The sequence below is a fragment of the Stenotrophomonas sp. AC248 genome, from assembly GCF_979258185.1.
Window position 1 is genome coordinate 1,965,825 of sequence record NZ_OZ409840.1, and the last position, 15,691, is coordinate 1,981,515.

The 15,691-nt window shown below is 68.5% G+C and carries 14 protein-coding genes; 8 read left to right on the forward strand and 6 right to left on the reverse strand.

Annotated elements, in window-relative coordinates:
- Nucleotides 1–78: 78 nt before the first annotated feature.
- The 4 genes from ACZ0AE_RS09050 to ACZ0AE_RS09065 all read right to left on the reverse strand — a co-directional run bounded on the left by ACZ0AE_RS09050 (nt 79) and on the right by ACZ0AE_RS09065 (nt 4,912).
- Nucleotides 79–2,646 carry a sensor domain-containing protein gene (locus ACZ0AE_RS09050; RefSeq protein WP_038688591.1) on the reverse strand — a complete coding sequence of 856 codons (2,568 nt, stop codon included), beginning with the start codon at nt 2,644–2,646 and terminating at the stop codon, nt 79–81.
- Complete coding sequence (locus ACZ0AE_RS09055; RefSeq protein ID WP_463600884.1) at nt 2,643–3,536, reverse strand: hydroxymethylglutaryl-CoA lyase; 894 nt, start codon at nt 3,534–3,536, stop codon at nt 2,643–2,645. The genes ACZ0AE_RS09050 and ACZ0AE_RS09055 overlap by 4 nt, the downstream gene beginning before the upstream one ends.
- Nucleotides 3,537–3,726: 190 nt before the next feature.
- The gene (locus tag ACZ0AE_RS09060) at nt 3,727–4,113 is read right to left on the reverse strand and encodes a VOC family protein (RefSeq protein ID WP_463600885.1); all 387 of its coding nucleotides are present in this window, start codon (nt 4,111–4,113) and stop codon (nt 3,727–3,729) included.
- A 10-nt stretch (nt 4,114–4,123) separates the two neighbouring features.
- On the reverse strand, nt 4,124–4,912 hold the full coding sequence (locus ACZ0AE_RS09065) for an enoyl-CoA hydratase-related protein (RefSeq protein WP_137189384.1): 789 nt from the start codon (nt 4,910–4,912) through the stop codon (nt 4,124–4,126).
- A gap of 119 nt (nt 4,913–5,031) precedes the next feature.
- Between ACZ0AE_RS09065 and ACZ0AE_RS09070 the strand changes: the two genes are divergently transcribed.
- From ACZ0AE_RS09070 to ACZ0AE_RS09080, 3 genes are read left to right on the forward strand one after another with little or no spacing between them, the layout of a single operon-like run.
- On the forward strand, nt 5,032–5,286 hold the full coding sequence (locus ACZ0AE_RS09070; protein ID WP_038688583.1) for a FeoA family protein: 255 nt from the start codon (nt 5,032–5,034) through the stop codon (nt 5,284–5,286).
- The gene (gene feoB / locus ACZ0AE_RS09075) at nt 5,283–7,142 is read left to right on the forward strand and encodes a ferrous iron transport protein B (RefSeq protein WP_038688581.1); all 1,860 of its coding nucleotides are present in this window, start codon (nt 5,283–5,285) and stop codon (nt 7,140–7,142) included. The genes ACZ0AE_RS09070 and feoB overlap by 4 nt, the downstream gene beginning before the upstream one ends.
- Nucleotides 7,142–7,396: a DUF6587 family protein gene (locus ACZ0AE_RS09080; protein ID WP_137189385.1), complete on the forward strand. Its 255-nt coding sequence runs from the start codon at nt 7,142–7,144 to the stop codon at nt 7,394–7,396. Before feoB ends, ACZ0AE_RS09080 begins: the two co-directional genes overlap by 1 nt.
- Before the next feature lie 157 nt (nt 7,397–7,553).
- Here ACZ0AE_RS09080 and ACZ0AE_RS09085 read toward each other — a convergent pair whose 3' ends face one another.
- Both ACZ0AE_RS09085 and ACZ0AE_RS09090 read right to left on the reverse strand, forming a co-directional pair.
- Nucleotides 7,554–8,135: an NAD(P)H-dependent oxidoreductase gene (locus ACZ0AE_RS09085; RefSeq protein WP_463600886.1), complete on the reverse strand. Its 582-nt coding sequence runs from the start codon at nt 8,133–8,135 to the stop codon at nt 7,554–7,556.
- A gap of 53 nt (nt 8,136–8,188) precedes the next feature.
- A complete protein-coding gene (locus ACZ0AE_RS09090) occupies nt 8,189–8,590 on the reverse strand; it encodes a MerR family transcriptional regulator (RefSeq protein ID WP_463600887.1) in 402 nt (133 codons plus the stop codon).
- A 155-nt stretch (nt 8,591–8,745) separates the two neighbouring features.
- Between ACZ0AE_RS09090 and dapB the strand changes: the two genes are divergently transcribed.
- The 5 genes from dapB to ACZ0AE_RS09115 all read left to right on the forward strand — a co-directional run bounded on the left by dapB (nt 8,746) and on the right by ACZ0AE_RS09115 (nt 15,687).
- A complete protein-coding gene (gene dapB, locus ACZ0AE_RS09095; RefSeq protein ID WP_448135772.1) occupies nt 8,746–9,486 on the forward strand; it encodes a 4-hydroxy-tetrahydrodipicolinate reductase in 741 nt (246 codons plus the stop codon).
- A 281-nt stretch (nt 9,487–9,767) separates the two neighbouring features.
- On the forward strand, nt 9,768–10,898 hold the full coding sequence (carA, locus tag ACZ0AE_RS09100) for a glutamine-hydrolyzing carbamoyl-phosphate synthase small subunit (protein ID WP_448133576.1): 1,131 nt from the start codon (nt 9,768–9,770) through the stop codon (nt 10,896–10,898).
- 148 nt (nt 10,899–11,046) lie between these two features.
- Nucleotides 11,047–14,289, forward strand: coding sequence for a carbamoyl-phosphate synthase large subunit (gene carB, locus ACZ0AE_RS09105; RefSeq protein WP_038688570.1), 3,243 nt, complete (start codon nt 11,047–11,049; stop codon nt 14,287–14,289).
- A gap of 8 nt (nt 14,290–14,297) precedes the next feature.
- Nucleotides 14,298–14,762, forward strand: a complete 465-nt coding sequence (gene greA, locus ACZ0AE_RS09110; protein ID WP_026069738.1) for a transcription elongation factor GreA — start codon at nt 14,298–14,300, stop codon at nt 14,760–14,762.
- Nucleotides 14,763–14,766: 4 nt separating this feature from the next.
- Nucleotides 14,767–15,687 (forward strand): phosphoglycerate mutase, encoded by a 921-nt coding sequence (locus ACZ0AE_RS09115; RefSeq protein ID WP_447593402.1) that lies wholly within the window; start codon nt 14,767–14,769, stop codon nt 15,685–15,687.
- Nucleotides 15,688–15,691: the final 4 nt, after the last annotated feature.

A 15,691-nucleotide genomic window follows, 5' to 3' on the forward strand; every position in this document is an offset into this window, starting at 1 on the left:
CGCAAGGTTCCGCTGGATCAGGAACCGCCGATTCTAGCGGAAGCCGGGGGTGCCGCTGTTGTGCGCTGCGCGCCGGGCTCAGTGACGGGGTGTCAGGCGCCGGGCGAATTCATCCGGTGCCAGTCCGGGCGCGAACAGGAACCCTTGCCCGACCGTGACCCCCAGCGCCTGCAGAAAACGCCGCTGCGGCTCCGATTCGATGCCCTCGGCCACCAGGCCCAGCCCCAGGCTGCGCGCGATGCCGCAGACCGCCTCGCACACTGCCTCGTCGGAGCGGTTGCCCGGCACGCCCTCGACGAACAGCTGGCTCAGCTTGAGCCCGTGTATCGGCAGCCGGCGCAGGTAGTTCAGCGCGCTGTAGCCTTCACCGAAGTCGTCGATGGTCAGCTGCACGCCCATTTCACGCAGGCGCGCGAAGGTCTGCAGGGTGTCCGGCGCGTCCTCGATCAGCACCCGCTCGGTGAACTCCAGTTCCAGTGCGCTGCCCGGCAGGCCGAACTCGTCCAGTACCTGGCGCACGTGGCGGGCCAGGTCTTCGCCGACGAACTGCCGGTAGGACACGTTCACCGCCACCCGCACGATGCCCAGCCCGGCATCCTGCCACTGGCGGATCTGGCGGCAGGCCTCGCGCAGCACCCACAAGCCGATCCGCACGATGTCACCGGTGCTTTCGGCGTGGGCGATGAAGATGTCCGGGCGCAGTTCGCCCAGCTGCGAGTTGCGCCAGCGGATCAGGGCTTCGGCGGCCACCATGCGGCCGTCGTGCAGGCTGACCTGCGGCTGGTAGACCAGGTGGAACTCGTCGTCGTCCAGCGCGCGGTGCAGGCGGCTTTCGATCTGCAGGCGGTCGTGCTGGCGCTGCGCCAGCTCCGGGGAGAACACCTGCCAGCCGTTGCGGGTGCGCCGCTTGCAGTCGTACATGGCGATGTCGGCGTTCTGGATCAGCTGTTGCGGGCGCAGCCCGTCCTGCGGCGCGCGGGCGATGCCGATGCTGGTGGTCACCGCGAATTCGTCGCTGCCGAACCGGAACGGCGTGCTGAACCCGCGCGTGATCGCCTCGGCCAGACGCTCGGGTTGGTCGGCCTGGTCGCGGGTGTCGCAGACCACCAGGAATTCGTCGCCGCCGAAGCGCGCCAGTAGCCCTTCGGTACCGATCGCGGTGGCGATGCGGCGGGTGGCATCGATCAGCAGTTCGTCGCCGGCGTTGTGGCCCAGCAGGTCGTTGACGGTCTTGAACCGGTCCAGATCGATGTACAGCACGGCCACCCGGCAATGGGTGGGGTTGGCCATGCGAGCGGCCAGGTCGTTGAGCACCGCATCGCGGTTCATGATGCCGGTGAGCGGATCAGTACGGGCCTGGATGCGCAGGGTTTCCTCGGCCTGCTTGCGCGCGGTGATGTCCTGCACGGTGCCGGCGATGCGCGCGGCATCCACGTCGCCGGCTTCGGCTTCGCCGATCATGCGTACCCAGAACGAATGCCCGTCGCCGCGCTGACCCTGCAGCTCCAGCTCGAACGGCACCTGCTTGTCGATCACGTCCAGCAGCGCCTGCTGCAGCTGCGAGCGGTCGTCCACGCGCAGGCATTCCAGCAGGTGCGCCATGTCGTGCAGCGGCAGCTCCTGGCCCAGGATGCGATTGGCCTCGTCGGTGAGGTACAGCCGCTGCAGGCCGCGGTCCCACTCCCAGCCGCCGATGTGTGCCAGCGACTGGGCGCGATCGAAGAGGGCATTGGTGCGCTTGAGTTCGGTGATGTCGCTGAACATGCCGAACACGTGGTCCGGGCAGTCGCGGCCGGTGCCGAACACCGGCACGTTGGTGGTGGAGATCCAGATCATGCGGCCGCGCGGGCGGTGGTACAGCCCGACGATGGTGCTGCGGATGATCCGGCCGGTGCGCAGCGAGACCGCCGCAGGCCATTGCTCGCGGGTCAGCGGGTGGCCGTGTTCGTCCACGCAGATCCAGTCGTCCGGGGCCAGCATCGCCTGCAGGCTGCCGCCGTTGCCGGGGGTGCCCAGGATGCGGTGCGCGGCCGGGTTGGCCGAGACCACGCGCAGGTGGCTGTCGAACAGGACCACGCCCTTGTCGATCGACTCCATCAGCAGGCGGTAGCGCGATTCGGCCTGCCAGCGGCTGCTCAGGTCGCGCGCCACGGCCACGATGCAATGCTCGCCCTGGTGCTCGAACCCGGCCGAGTGCACCTCCACCGGGAAGCGGCTGCCGTCGCCGCGCATGTTGGTGACTTCGATGACGTAGGTTTCGCCCCGGTGCAGCGCTTCCCACACCGGGTCCAGGTGGTCGTTGGGCAGGTCCGGGTTGAGCAGTTCGATCGGCTGCCCGACGATGTCCTCGCGCGGGCGGCCATAGGCGCGCACGCCGGCCTTGTTGAGGTCCAGCACCACGCCCGATTCGCTCAGGATGCTGACCGGGTCGGGCACGGCATCGAACAGGGCGGTGTAGCGGCGCAGTGCCAGCTGGCGGTCGTCCATCGCTTCCTGCAGGGCCTGCTGCACCTCGCGCAGCAGGGTGCGCAGGTCGGCCTCGCCCGGCGGGCTTGCCAGGGCGCGATCCATGGCGGCCAGCGCGTGGACGTGGGCGGTGAGGTGATCACCGGCCGCAACGTCCCTGCGCGGGCCGCGGCGGCTCATGTGGCCGCCAGCGCCTTGCCGGCCTTGCTGCCGGTCTCGCGGCCCAGCCGCGCCGCCAGCCAGCGGCCGGTCGCGGCCAGCGCCGGCAGGTCGATGCCGGTGCGCATGCCGATGCCGTGCAGCAGGTACACCACGTCTTCGCTGGCGACATTGCCGCTTGCGCCCTTGGCGTACGGGCAGCCGCCCGCGCCGGACACGGCCGAATCGACCACGCGCACGCCTTCCTCCAGGCACGCATCGATGTTGGCCAGCGCCTGGCCGTAGGTGTCATGGAAATGCACGGCCAGCGCCGACATCGGCAGTTCGGCTGCCACCGCGTGCAGCATCGCGCGCGCCTTGCGCGGGGTGCCCACGCCGATGGTGTCGCCCAGCGAGATTTCGTAACAGCCCATGTCGTGCAGGGCGCGTGCCACCCGGACCACCTCGCTGACCGCCACTTCGCCCTGGTAGGGGCAGCCGAGCACGGTGGAGACGTAGCCGCGGACGTTGACCCCGTCGGCCTTGGCGCGCTCAAGGATCGGCGCGAAGCGGGCCAGCGATTCGTCGATGCCGGCGTTGGTGTTGGTGCGGTTGAAGGTTTCCGACGCCGCAGTGAATACCGCCACTTCCGAAACGCCCACGGCGCGGGCACGGTCGTAGCCCTGTTCGTTGGGCACCAGCACCGGGTAGGCGATGCCGGGGCGATGCGCGATGCCGGCGTAGACCTCGGCGGCGTCGGCCAGCTGCGGCACCCAGCGCGGGCTGACGAAGCTGGTGGCTTCAATGGTGCGCAGGCCGGTCAGCGACAGCTGCCGGATCAGCTCGATCTTGTCGGCGGTGGCCACCGGCTGGGCTTCGTTCTGCAGGCCGTCACGCGGGCCGACTTCGACGATGCGGACGAAATCATCCATGGCAGGCCTCCCGGCGGACGGGACGGCGCACAGCAGGCTGCAGAAGGGGCAGGGGTCGGGTCACAGGGATACCAGGGGAAAGAGGGTGGCCCGCGTTCCCCGGCGGGCCACGAAAGGGGGATACGCGGGCTGGGCGACAAAGCGGCCAGCCCGCGGTGGGGAGCGCGGTCGTCGGGGGCGACCGGGGTGCTCAGCCCGGGCGGTGGCAGACCGCTTCGATGTTGTTGCCGTCCGGGTCGAGCACGAAGGCCCCGTAGTAGCTGGGGTGGTAGTACTCGCGGATGCCCGGCGCGCCATTGTCCTGGCCACCGGCCGCGAGCGCGGCGCGGTGGAACGCATCCACCGCCTCGCGGCTGTCGGCACTGAAGGCCACGTGCACGCCGCCGTGGGCGCCGGGGGCGTTGCCGATCCAGAAGTCCGGCTTGCCGGTGCGGCCGAAGCCGGCATGGTCATGGTCGCCGGTCTGTTCGGCGCTGACCTGCATCACCACGCGGATGCCCAGCGGGGCCAGGGCCTGCTGGAAGAACGCCAGGCTGCGCGTGAAGTCGGCGCAGCGGATACCGATATGGTCGAGCATGTGCGTGTCCTCAGTCCTGGGTGACCCAATGCGGGGCGCGTTTGTCCAGGAACGCGCCGAGGCCTTCCTGGCCCTCGGCCGACACCCGCAGGCGCGCGATCAGCGCGGCGTTGTCACGGTCCAGCGCGTCGCGGTCGCGGCCCACGCTGACCCGGCGCACCAGGTCCTTGGCCGACGCCGACGCCACCGGGCCGGCCTTGTCCAGCAGGCCCAGCTGGCGCTGGACCGCCTCGTCGATGCGTTCAGGTTCGATCAACTGGTGCACCAGACCGATCCGCAGCGCGGTTTCGGCGTCGAAATGCTCGCCGGTGGCAAACCAGCGACGGGCCTGGCGCGGGCCGATCGCGTCGATCACATAGGGGGAAATCACCGCCGGCAGCAGGCCCAGCCGGCTTTCGGTCAGGCCGAAGCGGGCGCTGGTACTGGCAATGGCGATGTCGCAGCAGGCCACCAGGCCCACCCCGCCACCGAAGGCGGCGCCCTGGACCCGTGCGATGGTGGGCTTGGGCAGCTCGTCCAGGGTGCGCATCAGCCGCGCCAGCGCCAGCGAATCCTCGCGGTTGGCGTCCTCGCTGGCGGCGGCCATGCCGCGCATCCACTGCATGTCCGCGCCGGCCGAGAAGGAGGCGCCCTGGCCGGCCAGCACCACCGCGCGCACCTGTTCGTCACGGCCGGCCGCTTCCAGCGCGGCGGTGAGCTGGGCGATCAGCGCCGCATCGAAGGCGTTGTGCAGGGTGGGGCGGTTCAGCCACAGCGTCAGTACCGCGGCACTGCGTTCAATCCGTAATGCATCACTCATGGGGGGCCTGCGGTTACTCCATACATGTACGGATCATAGCGGGCCATGGGGCACGGGCAATGACGCGGCGCGGCGATGCTAGAATTGATAACCATTCCTGATTGGCAAGAAGGCGCTCCGTGACGTTGTCCGATCTGCCTCTGCACGGTTCCGCCCTGGTGGACGCCGTGCAGGACCTACATGCAAACGATGCGATCGCCCGCCGGCTCCGCGAGCTGGGTTTCGTCAAGGGCGAGGATGTGCGTCTGGTAGCCCGTGGGCCGGTGGGCGGTGAACCGCTGCTGGTGCAGGTCGGGTTCACGCGCTTCGCCCTGCGCCGCAGCGAGGCCCGGCGCATCCTGGTCACCGCGATCCCGGCCGGAGCGGCGGCATGAGCGCGGTGGCGCTGCCCCTGCGCGTGGCGCTGGTGGGCAACCCCAACAGTGGCAAGACCGCGCTGTTCAACCAGCTCACCGGCAGCCGCCAGAAGGTGGCCAACTACACCGGCGTTACCGTCGAGCGCAAGGAAGGCCGCCTGCGTGCGCCGTCCGGGCGCGAGTTCGCCGTGCTCGACCTGCCGGGTGCCTACAGCCTGCAGCCCGCCAGCCTGGACGAGGCCATCACGCGTGACCTGTGCCGGGGCTTCTACCCGGGCGAGGCCGCGCCGGACGTGCTGCTGTGCGTGATCGACGCCACCAACCTGCGCCTGCACCTGCGCTTCGCGCTGGAACTGCGCGAGCTGGGCAAGCCGATGATCGTGGCGCTGAACATGGTGGATGCGGCCGAGCGCCGTGGCATCAAGATCGACGTACCGGCGCTGGAGCAGGCGCTGGGCGTGCCGGTGGTGGAGACCGTGGCCGTGCGCCGCAACGGTGCCCAGGCGCTGGTCGCGCGGCTGGACGCGATGGTGCCGCATCTGCAGGCGCCCGTGGCGCTGCCCGATGCGGACGCGGATTACCACGCGCAGGTGCGCGGCATCCTGGCCGCGTCGGTCAGCATGCCCACCCGCACCGCGAAGATCGATGACGCGCTGGACCGCTGGCTGCTGCACCCGGTGTTCGGGCTGATCACGCTGGTGGTGGTGATGTTCCTGATCTTCCAGGCGGTGTTTGCCTGGGCCACGCCGCTGATGGACGGCATCGAGGCCGGCTTCGGCTGGCTGGGCGAGACTGTGGCCACGGTGCTGCCCGAAGGCCCGCTGACCAGTCTGCTTACCGACGGCATCATTGCCGGCGTGGGCGGGGTGGTGGTGTTCCTGCCGCAGATCCTGATCCTGTTCGCCTTCATCCTGGCGTTGGAGGAATCGGGCTACCTGCCGCGCGCGGCGTTCCTGCTGGATCGCATGATGGCCGCTGCCGGGCTGTCCGGGCGGTCGTTCATCCCGCTGTTGTCCAGCTTCGCCTGTGCGGTGCCGGGCATCATGGCCACGCGCAGCATCCAGGACCCCCGCGACCGCCTTGCCACGATTCTGGTGGCACCGCTGATGACCTGTTCGGCGCGGTTGCCGGTGTATGCGCTGCTGATTGGCGCGTTCATTCCGGCCAAGACCCTGTGGGGCTTCGTCAGCCAGCAGGGGTTGATCCTGTTCGGCCTGTACATGGCGGGCATCCTCAGCGCGCTGGCGATGTCGTGGGTGATGAAGAAGTGGCGCCGCGACAAGAGCGAGCACCCGCTGATGCTGGAGCTGCCGTCGTACCGCATTCCGCACCCGCGTGATCTGGCTGTCGGCCTGTACGAGCGCGGCATGATCTTCCTCAAGCGCGTGGGCGGCATCATCCTGTCGTTGACCATCCTGCTGTGGGTGTTGCTGAAGTTCCCGGCGGCACCGGCCAACGCGACCATGCCGGCCATCGACTACAGCTTTGCCGGGCAGATCGGTCATGCCATGACTACGATCTTCGCGCCGCTGGGCTTCAACTGGCAGATCTGCATCGCCCTGATCCCGGGCATGGGCGCGCGCGAAGTGGCGGTGTCCTCGCTGGCCACGATCTACGCGTTGTCCGCTGCCGACGATGATGCCGCTATCCAGGCGCTGACCCCGGTGGTGGCCCATGGTTGGTCGCTGGCCACCGGCCTGTCGCTGCTGGTGTGGTTCATCTACGCGCCGATGTGCATTTCCACGCTGGCCACGATCAAGCGTGAAACCAATTCGTGGAAGCAGGTGGGCTTTGCCACCGTCTACCTGTTCGCCGCGGCCTATCTTGCCGCGCTGGTCACCTACCAGGTGACCGTGGCACTGGGCGGCGGCTGATGAGCACCGGCCTGCTGCTGCAGTACATCGTGGTGGTGCTGATTGTGCTGGTCAGCGCCTGGGTGGTGCTGAAAAAGCAGTTCCCGGGCACCGTGCGCAAGGCGCGCGGGGCGATCGCGCTGGGGCTGGTGAAGCCGCAGCGTGCCGCCTGGCTGCAGGCCCTGGGGCGGAAGATCGCGCCCCCGGCCAGCGGCGGCGGTGGCGCCTGCGGTGGCTGTGACAGCTGCGGCCCGAGCACCCCGAAACAGCACTGAATCAGCGCGCGTAGCGCCGGGCTCTGCCCGGCTGCTCTTCGGCCAATGATGCGGGGATCTGACCCAAGCCGCGTAGAGCCGGGCTCTGCCCGGCTGCTCTCCGGCCAATGGCGCGGGGATCTGACACAAGCCGGGCAGAGCCCGGCTCTACGATGCGTCAGCGGGCCTGGTGGCCCAATCGCTCTGCCTGCTGCAGCCAGGCCTCGCGCTGTGCCTCGGAAGCGCTGCGCACCGGCCCGAAGCCGCTGATCTTCACGGGCCGGATGCCGCAGAAGTCCAGGATCGTCCGCCGGATCTGCTGGTGCCCCGGCATGCGGTATACCCAGCGGTAGTACCAGGGCGGGGTGTCCAGGGTGGTGATCACCCGCGCGCTGCGTCCGGCCAACAGGCGGTCCCACCACACCGAATCGGCGCGGTAGCGGAACGCGACCCCGGGCAGGAAGGCGCGGTCGAAGAAGCCCTTGAGCAACGCCGGCATGCCGCCCCACCAGGTGGGGTACACCAGCACCAGGTGCTGGCAGGCGGCGATGGCGGCGTTGATCTGTTCAAGGCCCGGTTCCAGCGGCTGGATCTGACGGTAACCGTGGCGCAGGATCGGGTCGAAGTCGATCTCGCCCAGCGCGAACAGCTGCACCTGGTGGCCGGCGGCCAACGCGGCGTGTTGGTAACGCTCGGCCAGCGCGCCGCACAGGCTGTCGCGGTCGGGATGGCCAAGCAGGATGACGATGGATCGGGACATGCGGGCGCTCGTTGCGGGGTGGTGCAGGCTACGGTCTGCCCCATGGGGCAGAGTCAAGCCGCCACGCACGCGCCCTGGGTCAGGCAGACATCGAGCGGGCCGTGGTGTCCGTCGGCCGCCAGCAGGGCGACCTCGGCACGCAGGTCGGTCAGTGCGGTGTCGAGCTGCCGCAGCCGCGCCAGTTCGGCGCGGACGGCGTGCTGGCGTGATGCCAGCAGGGCCTGCACCTGGTCCCAGTCGATGCTGCCGTCATCGCGGCGCAGCGCGGCCACGTCGGCCAACCGGAAGCCCAGTACCAGTGCCTGGCGGATCAACAGCACCAGGTTGAGGTCCTGTTCGCTGTAGTGGCGGTAACGGTTGACGCGTGGCACCGTGGCCAGCAGGCCGCGTGCCTCGTACAGGCGGATCGCCTTCTGGCTGGCGCCGCTGCGCCGGGCCACTTCGGAAATGAGCATGTCAGTCGCGCACCGTGTCGCCGGTGACACGTACACGTTGCTGCGAACGCTGCATGGGTGACGGCCTGAAAAAACAGGTGCACAGGGTAGCAAGCGGGAGCATGCGCGCCGTATTTGCCCTTGTGCAGGCCTGCCCGCACCGCTAGCCTTCGGGCATGACCACTCCCCCTCTTCGTTTGCTCATCCACGGCGCGTCCGGACGCATGGGCCAGGCCCTGCTGCGGCTCGCCGCCGAACACGCTTCCCTGCAGATCGTCGCCGCGGTGACGCGCCGTTCACCGGCGCAACGGGTGGTGGACGGTGTGCCGCATTTCGCCAGCAGCGAACTGGCCGGTGCGCCCACCTTCGACGTGGCCATCGACTTCAGCCTGCCTGAAGGCTTCGACCCGATCCTGGCGCTGTGCGTCGAACGTGGCGCCGGGTTGGTGTCGGGCACCACCGGGATCAGCGAGGCGCAGCGCCAGGCGCTGATCCAGGCGGCCGCCGGCATCCCGCTGGTGTGGGCGTCCAACTTCAGCCTGGGCGTGGCGGTACTGGACGAGCTGGTCGAGCGCGCCGCGGCGGCGCTGGCCGGCTGGAACTGCGACATCGTCGAGTCGCACCACGTGCACAAGCAGGACGCGCCCTCCGGGACCGCGCTGACGCTGGGTGCCGCGGCGCAGAAGGGCGGGGCAGACCCGCACTACGCCAGCCTGCGCGCCGGGGACATCGTGGGCGAGCACCTGGTCCAGTTCACCGGGCTGGGCGAGCGCATCGAGCTGACCCACCGTGCCACCAACCGGGACATCTTCGCCCGCGGCGCGCTGTTTGCCGCCACCCAGCTGGCCGGCCGCGCGCCCGGCAGCTACCGGGTCCGCGACCTGCTGGCCGGGGCCGCCCCGGCCGTTGCTGGCTGAACGCGCTGGCTGAACAGGCCGGTCGGGCCACCCGGACCGACCGGCCCGGCGGGGCCACGAGCGCTGCGCTGGCTGAACCCCGGGCGCGGTGATCGCGCCCGTACGTCAGCGCATGCATGTAAACGCTGGCGTCGCAGCCCCCTTGCCTTTACAATTCCCGCTCGCCGAATCACGACAGCCGGACCGGTCCCGCACCGCAGTCCGCGCTTTTTTGCAGCCGCTTTTTCGTGGAGCGCAGGCGTGACTTCGGTGCCCCCATCGGTAGCCAAAGTGAGATCTCCGTGACCCAAGCCGCAATCCTCGTCCTCGAAGACGGCACCGTATTCGAGGGCGAATCCGTAGGCGCGCCCGGCCTGTCCGTCGGCGAGGTGGTGTTCAACACCGCCATGACCGGTTATCAGGAAGTGCTGACTGATCCTTCCTACGCCCGGCAGATGGTCACGCTGACCTACCCGCATATCGGCAACACCGGCATGACCGACCAGGACGACGAGGCCCACAAGGTGTGGTCTGCCGGCCTGATCGTGCGCGACGTGCCGCGCCGTCCCAGCAACTGGCGCAGCCAGGTGTCGCTGCAGGACTGGCTGCTGCAGCGCGGCGTGGTGGCCATCTCCGGCATCGACACCCGCAAGCTGACCCGCATCCTGCGTGAGCGCGGCGCCCAGAACGGTGCGCTGATGGCCGGTGACGGCATCAATGTGGAGACCGCCCTGGAAGCAGCGCGCAAGTTCCCGGGCCTGAAGGGCATGGATCTGGCCAAGGTGGTGAGCACCGACAAGGCTTACCCGTGGACCGAAGGCCAGCTGGACCTGGACAACAACGAGTTCGTCAGCGCCGCCCCGAAGTTCAAGGTCGTGGCCTACGACTTCGGCGCAAAGCTCAACATCCTGCGCATGCTGGCCGAGCGTGGCTGCGACATCACCGTGGTGCCGGCGCAGACCCCGGCCGCCGACGTGCTGGCGATGAACCCGGACGGCGTGTTCCTGTCCAACGGCCCGGGTGACCCGGAACCGTGCGACTACGCCATCGAGGCGATCAAGGTGTTCCTGGACAAGAAGCTGCCGGTGTTCGGCATCTGCCTGGGCCACCAGCTGCTGGCGCTGGCCTCCGGTGCCAAGACGGTCAAGATGGGCCACGGCCACCACGGCGCGAACCACCCGGTGCAGGACCTGGACGATGGCCGGGTGATGATCACCTCGCAGAACCACGGCTTCGCGGTGGATGAAGCCACGCTGCCGGCCACCCTGCGCGTGACCCACCGCTCGCTGTTCGATGGCACCAACCAGGGCATCGCACGCACCGACGTGCCGGCGTTCTCGTTCCAGGGCCATCCGGAAGCCTCGCCGGGTCCGCACGACGTGGCACCGCTGTTCGACCGTTTCGTGACCCTGATGGCGCAGGCCAAGGCCTGATCCGCCGCCGCCGGTGCCCCCGGCGGCATCGCGACGGAACGCGAGTCCCTGCAGTGCCGCAGCCCTTGGCGCGGCGCTGCACCCCCGGAAGTTTCCTGATCGACAGCGTGCGATCACCCCGACACGCTGTACTGACTTAGAGAAGACAATGCCAAAGCGCACTGACCTTAAAACCATCCTCATCATCGGTGCTGGCCCGATCGTCATCGGCCAGGCCTGTGAGTTCGACTACTCCGGCGCGCAGGCCTGCAAGGCGCTGCGGGACGAGGGGTATCGCGTGGTGCTGGTCAACAGCAATCCGGCCACGATCATGACCGACCCGGAGATGGCCGACGCCGTCTACATCGAGCCGATCAACTGGCAGACGGTCGAGAAGATCATCGCCAAGGAAAAGCCCGACGCGCTGCTGCCGACGATGGGCGGCCAGACCGCGCTGAACTGCGCACTGGACCTGGCCGACAACGGCGTGCTGGAGAAGTACAACGTTGAACTGATCGGCGCCAAGCGCGATGCGATCCGCATGGCCGAAGACCGCGAGCTGTTCCGCGTGGCCATGGGCGAGATCGGCCTGGACTGCCCGTCGGCGGCCGTCGCGCACACGCTGGAAGAAGCGATCGAGATCCAGACCCGCGTCGGCTACCCGACCATCATCCGCCCCAGCTTCACCCTGGGCGGCAGCGGCGGCGGCATCGCCTACAACCGCGAAGAGCTGGTCGATATCGTGACCCGCGGCCTGGAACTGTCGCCGACCACCGAAGTGCTGGTGGAAGAGTCGGTGCTGGGCTGGAAGGAATTCGAGATGGAGGTGGTGCGCGACACCGCCGACAACTGCATCATCGTCTGCTCGATCGAGAACCTGGACCCGATGGGCGTGCACACCGGTGACTCGATCACCGTGGCCCCGGCCCAGACCCTGACCGACAAGGAATACCAGCGCCTGCGCGATGCCTCCATCGCCGTGCTGCGCAAGATCGGCGTGGATACCGGCGGCTCGAACGTGCAGTTCGGCATCAGCCCGACCACCGGCCGCGTGGTGGTGATCGAAATGAACCCGCGCGTGTCGCGTTCGTCGGCGCTGGCCTCCAAGGCCACCGGCTTCCCGATCGCCAAGGTCGCGGCCAAGCTGGCCGTGGGTTACACCCTGGACGAATTGAAGAACGAGATCACCGGCGGCCTGACCCCGGCCTCGTTCGAGCCGTCGATCGACTACGTTGTCACCAAGATTCCGCGCTTCGCCTTCGAGAAGTTCCCGGCCGCCGATGCGCGCCTGACCACCCAGATGAAGTCGGTGGGCGAGGTGATGGCGATGGGCCGCACCTTCCAGGAATCGCTGCAGAAGGCCCTGCGTGGCCTGGAAACCGGCAAGATCGGGCTGGACCCGACCGGCCTGGACCTGGCCAACGAAGACGACATCACCACCATCAAGCGCGAGCTCAAGGCCCCGGGCCCGGAGCGTCTGTTCTTCGTGGGTGATGCGTTCCGTGCCGGCTTCAGCGTGGAAGAGGTGTTCGCGCTGTCGCACATCGATCCGTGGTTCCTGGACCAGATCGAAGAGATCATCCAGGCCGAAGCACAGGTCGCGGCCGAGGGTATCGACGCACTGGACGGCGCACGCCTGCGCAAGCTCAAGCGCGCCGGTTTCTCCGACGCCCGTCTGGCCGAACTGACCGGTACCAACGAAGCGGCCGTGCGCGCGCTGCGCCGTGCGCACAAGGTGCGCCCGGTGTACAAGCGCGTGGATTCCTGCGCCGCCGAGTTCGGCACCAGCACGGCCTACCTGTACTCGACCTACGAGGACGAGTGCGAGGCCGCGCCGAGCAACCGCGACAAGATCATGATCCTGGGCGGCGGTCCGAACCGCATCGGCCAGGGCATCGAGTTCGACTACTGCTGCGTGCACGCGGCACTGGCGCTGCGCGAGGATGGCTATGAAACCATCATGGTCAACTGCAACCCGGAAACCGTCTCCACCGATTACGACACCTCCGACCGCCTGTACTTCGAGCCGCTGACGCTGGAAGACGTGCTGGAGATCGTCGAGCTGGAACAGCCCAAGGGCGTGATCGTGCAGTACGGCGGCCAGACCCCGCTGAAGCTGGCGCGCGCGCTGGAAGCCAACGGCGTGCCGGTGATCGGCACCTCGCCGGACTCCATCGACCTGGCCGAAGACCGCGAGCGCTTCCAGCAGCTGGTGGACAAGCTGGGCCTGAAGCAGCCGCCGAACCGCATCGCCCGCAACGACCAGGAAGCCCTGCTGCTGGCGCGCGAGATCGGCTACCCGCTGGTGGTGCGCCCGAGCTACGTGCTGGGCGGCCGCGCGATGGAAATCGTGTACGGCGAATCCGACCTGGCCCGCTACGTGCGTGACGCGGTGAAGGTGTCCAACGATTCGCCGGTGCTGCTGGACCGCTTCCTGGACAACGCGGTGGAAGTGGACGTGGACATCATTGCCGACAAGGACGGCAACGTGCTGATCGGCGGCGTGATGGAGCACATCGAAGAAGCCGGCGTGCATTCGGGCGATTCGTCCTGCTCGCTGCCGCCGTACTCGCTGTCGGCCGAGACCCAGGCCGAGCTGCGCCGCCAGGTGGTGGAACTGGCCAAGGCCCTGAACGTGGTCGGCCTGATGAACACCCAGTTCGCGATCCAGGCCGGCGAGAACGGCGAAGACATCGTGTACCTGCTGGAAGTGAACCCGCGTGCCTCGCGCACCGTGCCGTTCGTGTCCAAGGCCACCGGCATGGCGCTGGCCAAGATCGCCGCGCGCTGCATGGCCGGCATGACCCTGGCCGAGCAGGGCGCGCTCAAGGAGATCGTGCCTGACTACTACTCGGTCAAGGAAGCGATCTTCCCGTTCGCCAAGTTCCAGGGCGTCGACCCGATCCTCGGGCCGGAGATGCGCTCCACCGGTGAGGTGATGGGCGTGGGCCGCAGCTTCAGCGCCGCCTTCGCGCGTGCGCAGGAGGCCGGTGGCATCAAGGCCCCGCCGCTGGGCAAGGCGTTCGTGTCGGTGCGTGACCCGGACAAGCAGCGCGTGCTGCCGGTGGCCAAGCTGCTGCTGGAGCGTGGCTACACGCTGGTGGCCACGCGTGGCACCGGTGCCTGGCTGCAGCAGCACGGCATGGACTGCGAGATCGTCAACAAGGTGGTCGAAGGCCGTCCGCACATCGTCGACTCGATCAAGAACGGCGAGATCGTGTATATCGTCAACACGACCGAAGGGCGTGCGGCGATCAACGACTCGTTCTCGATCCGTCGCGAGGCGCTGCAGCACCGCGTCACCTATTCGACCACCATTGCCGGCGCCAAGGCGCTGGTGCAATCACTGGAATTCCGCGGGACCGGCCCGGTCTGGTCGCTGCAGGAACTGCACAAGGAGTTGAACGCATGAGAGCACCGATCACGTTGAAGGGCGCGCAGCGTCTGCGCGAAGAGCTGGACCACCTGAAGTCGGTCAAGCGCCCCAAGGTCATCGCGGCGATCGCCGAAGCGCGCGAACACGGCGATCTCAAGGAGAACGCCGAGTACCACGCCGCGCGCGAAGAGCAGGGCTTCATTGAAGGCCGCATCAAGCAGCTGGAAGGCGAGCTGTCGCACGCCGAGATCATCGACATCACCAAGCTCAACGCCGGCAGCAAGGTGGTGTTTGGTGCCACCGTCGAGCTGTCGGACGTGGAAAGCGACGAGGAAAAGCGCTACCAGATCGTGGGTGACCTGGAGGCGGACATCAAGCTCGGCCTGATCGCCATCTCCTCGCCGCTGGCGCGTGCGTTGATCGGCAAGCTGGAAGGCGATGCGGTCACCATCGACGCACCGGCCGGCCAGCGCGAGTACGAAATCGTCAGCGTCCAGTACCTGGACTGAAACGATGGCCACCGCGACGCTGCTGTTGCCGGCGCGCAGCCGATTCCCGGCCACGCCCTTGCCCGATGACGTGGCAAAGGCGCTCGGGCGGGCCGAACGCAGCAGTGTCCAGGCCGGTGAGGACGCCCAGCTGCAGCGGCATTTCCAGCTGCAGCCGGCGCACTGGCCGGTTGCCGCGTTGACCCGCCAGCTGGACGTGGGCGACGCGGGCGAGGCGATCTGGCTGCGTGCCGACCCGGCCCATGTGGTGCCGGACATGCAGGGCGCGCGGATGATGGGCCACGGCGACACGCTGCGGCCCGACGCCGAAGACGTGGCCCAGCTGCTGCCGGCGTTGCAGCCGCTGTTTGCCGGGTTCGGGTTCACCCTGGATGCGCCGGTGCCGTCGCGCTGGTACCTGCGATTGCCGCCGGGCACCACCTTGCCGGTATTCGATTCCCCCGATGACGTGCTCGGCGATGACCTGTTCACGCATCTGCCCGAAGGCGACGCCGGGCGCCGTTGGCGTGCCCTGCTGACCGAAGCGCAGGTGGTGCTGCATACCCACCCGTGGAATGAGCAGCGCACGGCGGCGGGCAAACGTGCCATCAATTCGTTGTGGTTCTGGGGCGGCGGTGAGCTTCCCCAGGCCGTGCATACCCCGCACGCGCAGGTACGCAGCCGCGAGGCACTGCTGCAGGCGTTGGCCCGTGCGGCCGGCGTGCACGCCGATGGCGAGCAGCAGGTGGACGCGCTGGTGGATCTGCGCCAGCTGCGGTCGCTTGAACAGCTGGGCAAGGATGCGATCCGGCCGCTGCTGGTGGCGGTGCAGCGCGGCGAGCTGCGTCGCCTGGTCCTGGATTTCGAAGACGGCGTGCGTTTCGAGATCGACAAGGGCCAGCGCTGGCGCTTCTGGAAGAAGCCGGTCCAGCTTCACGACACCTGAGTAC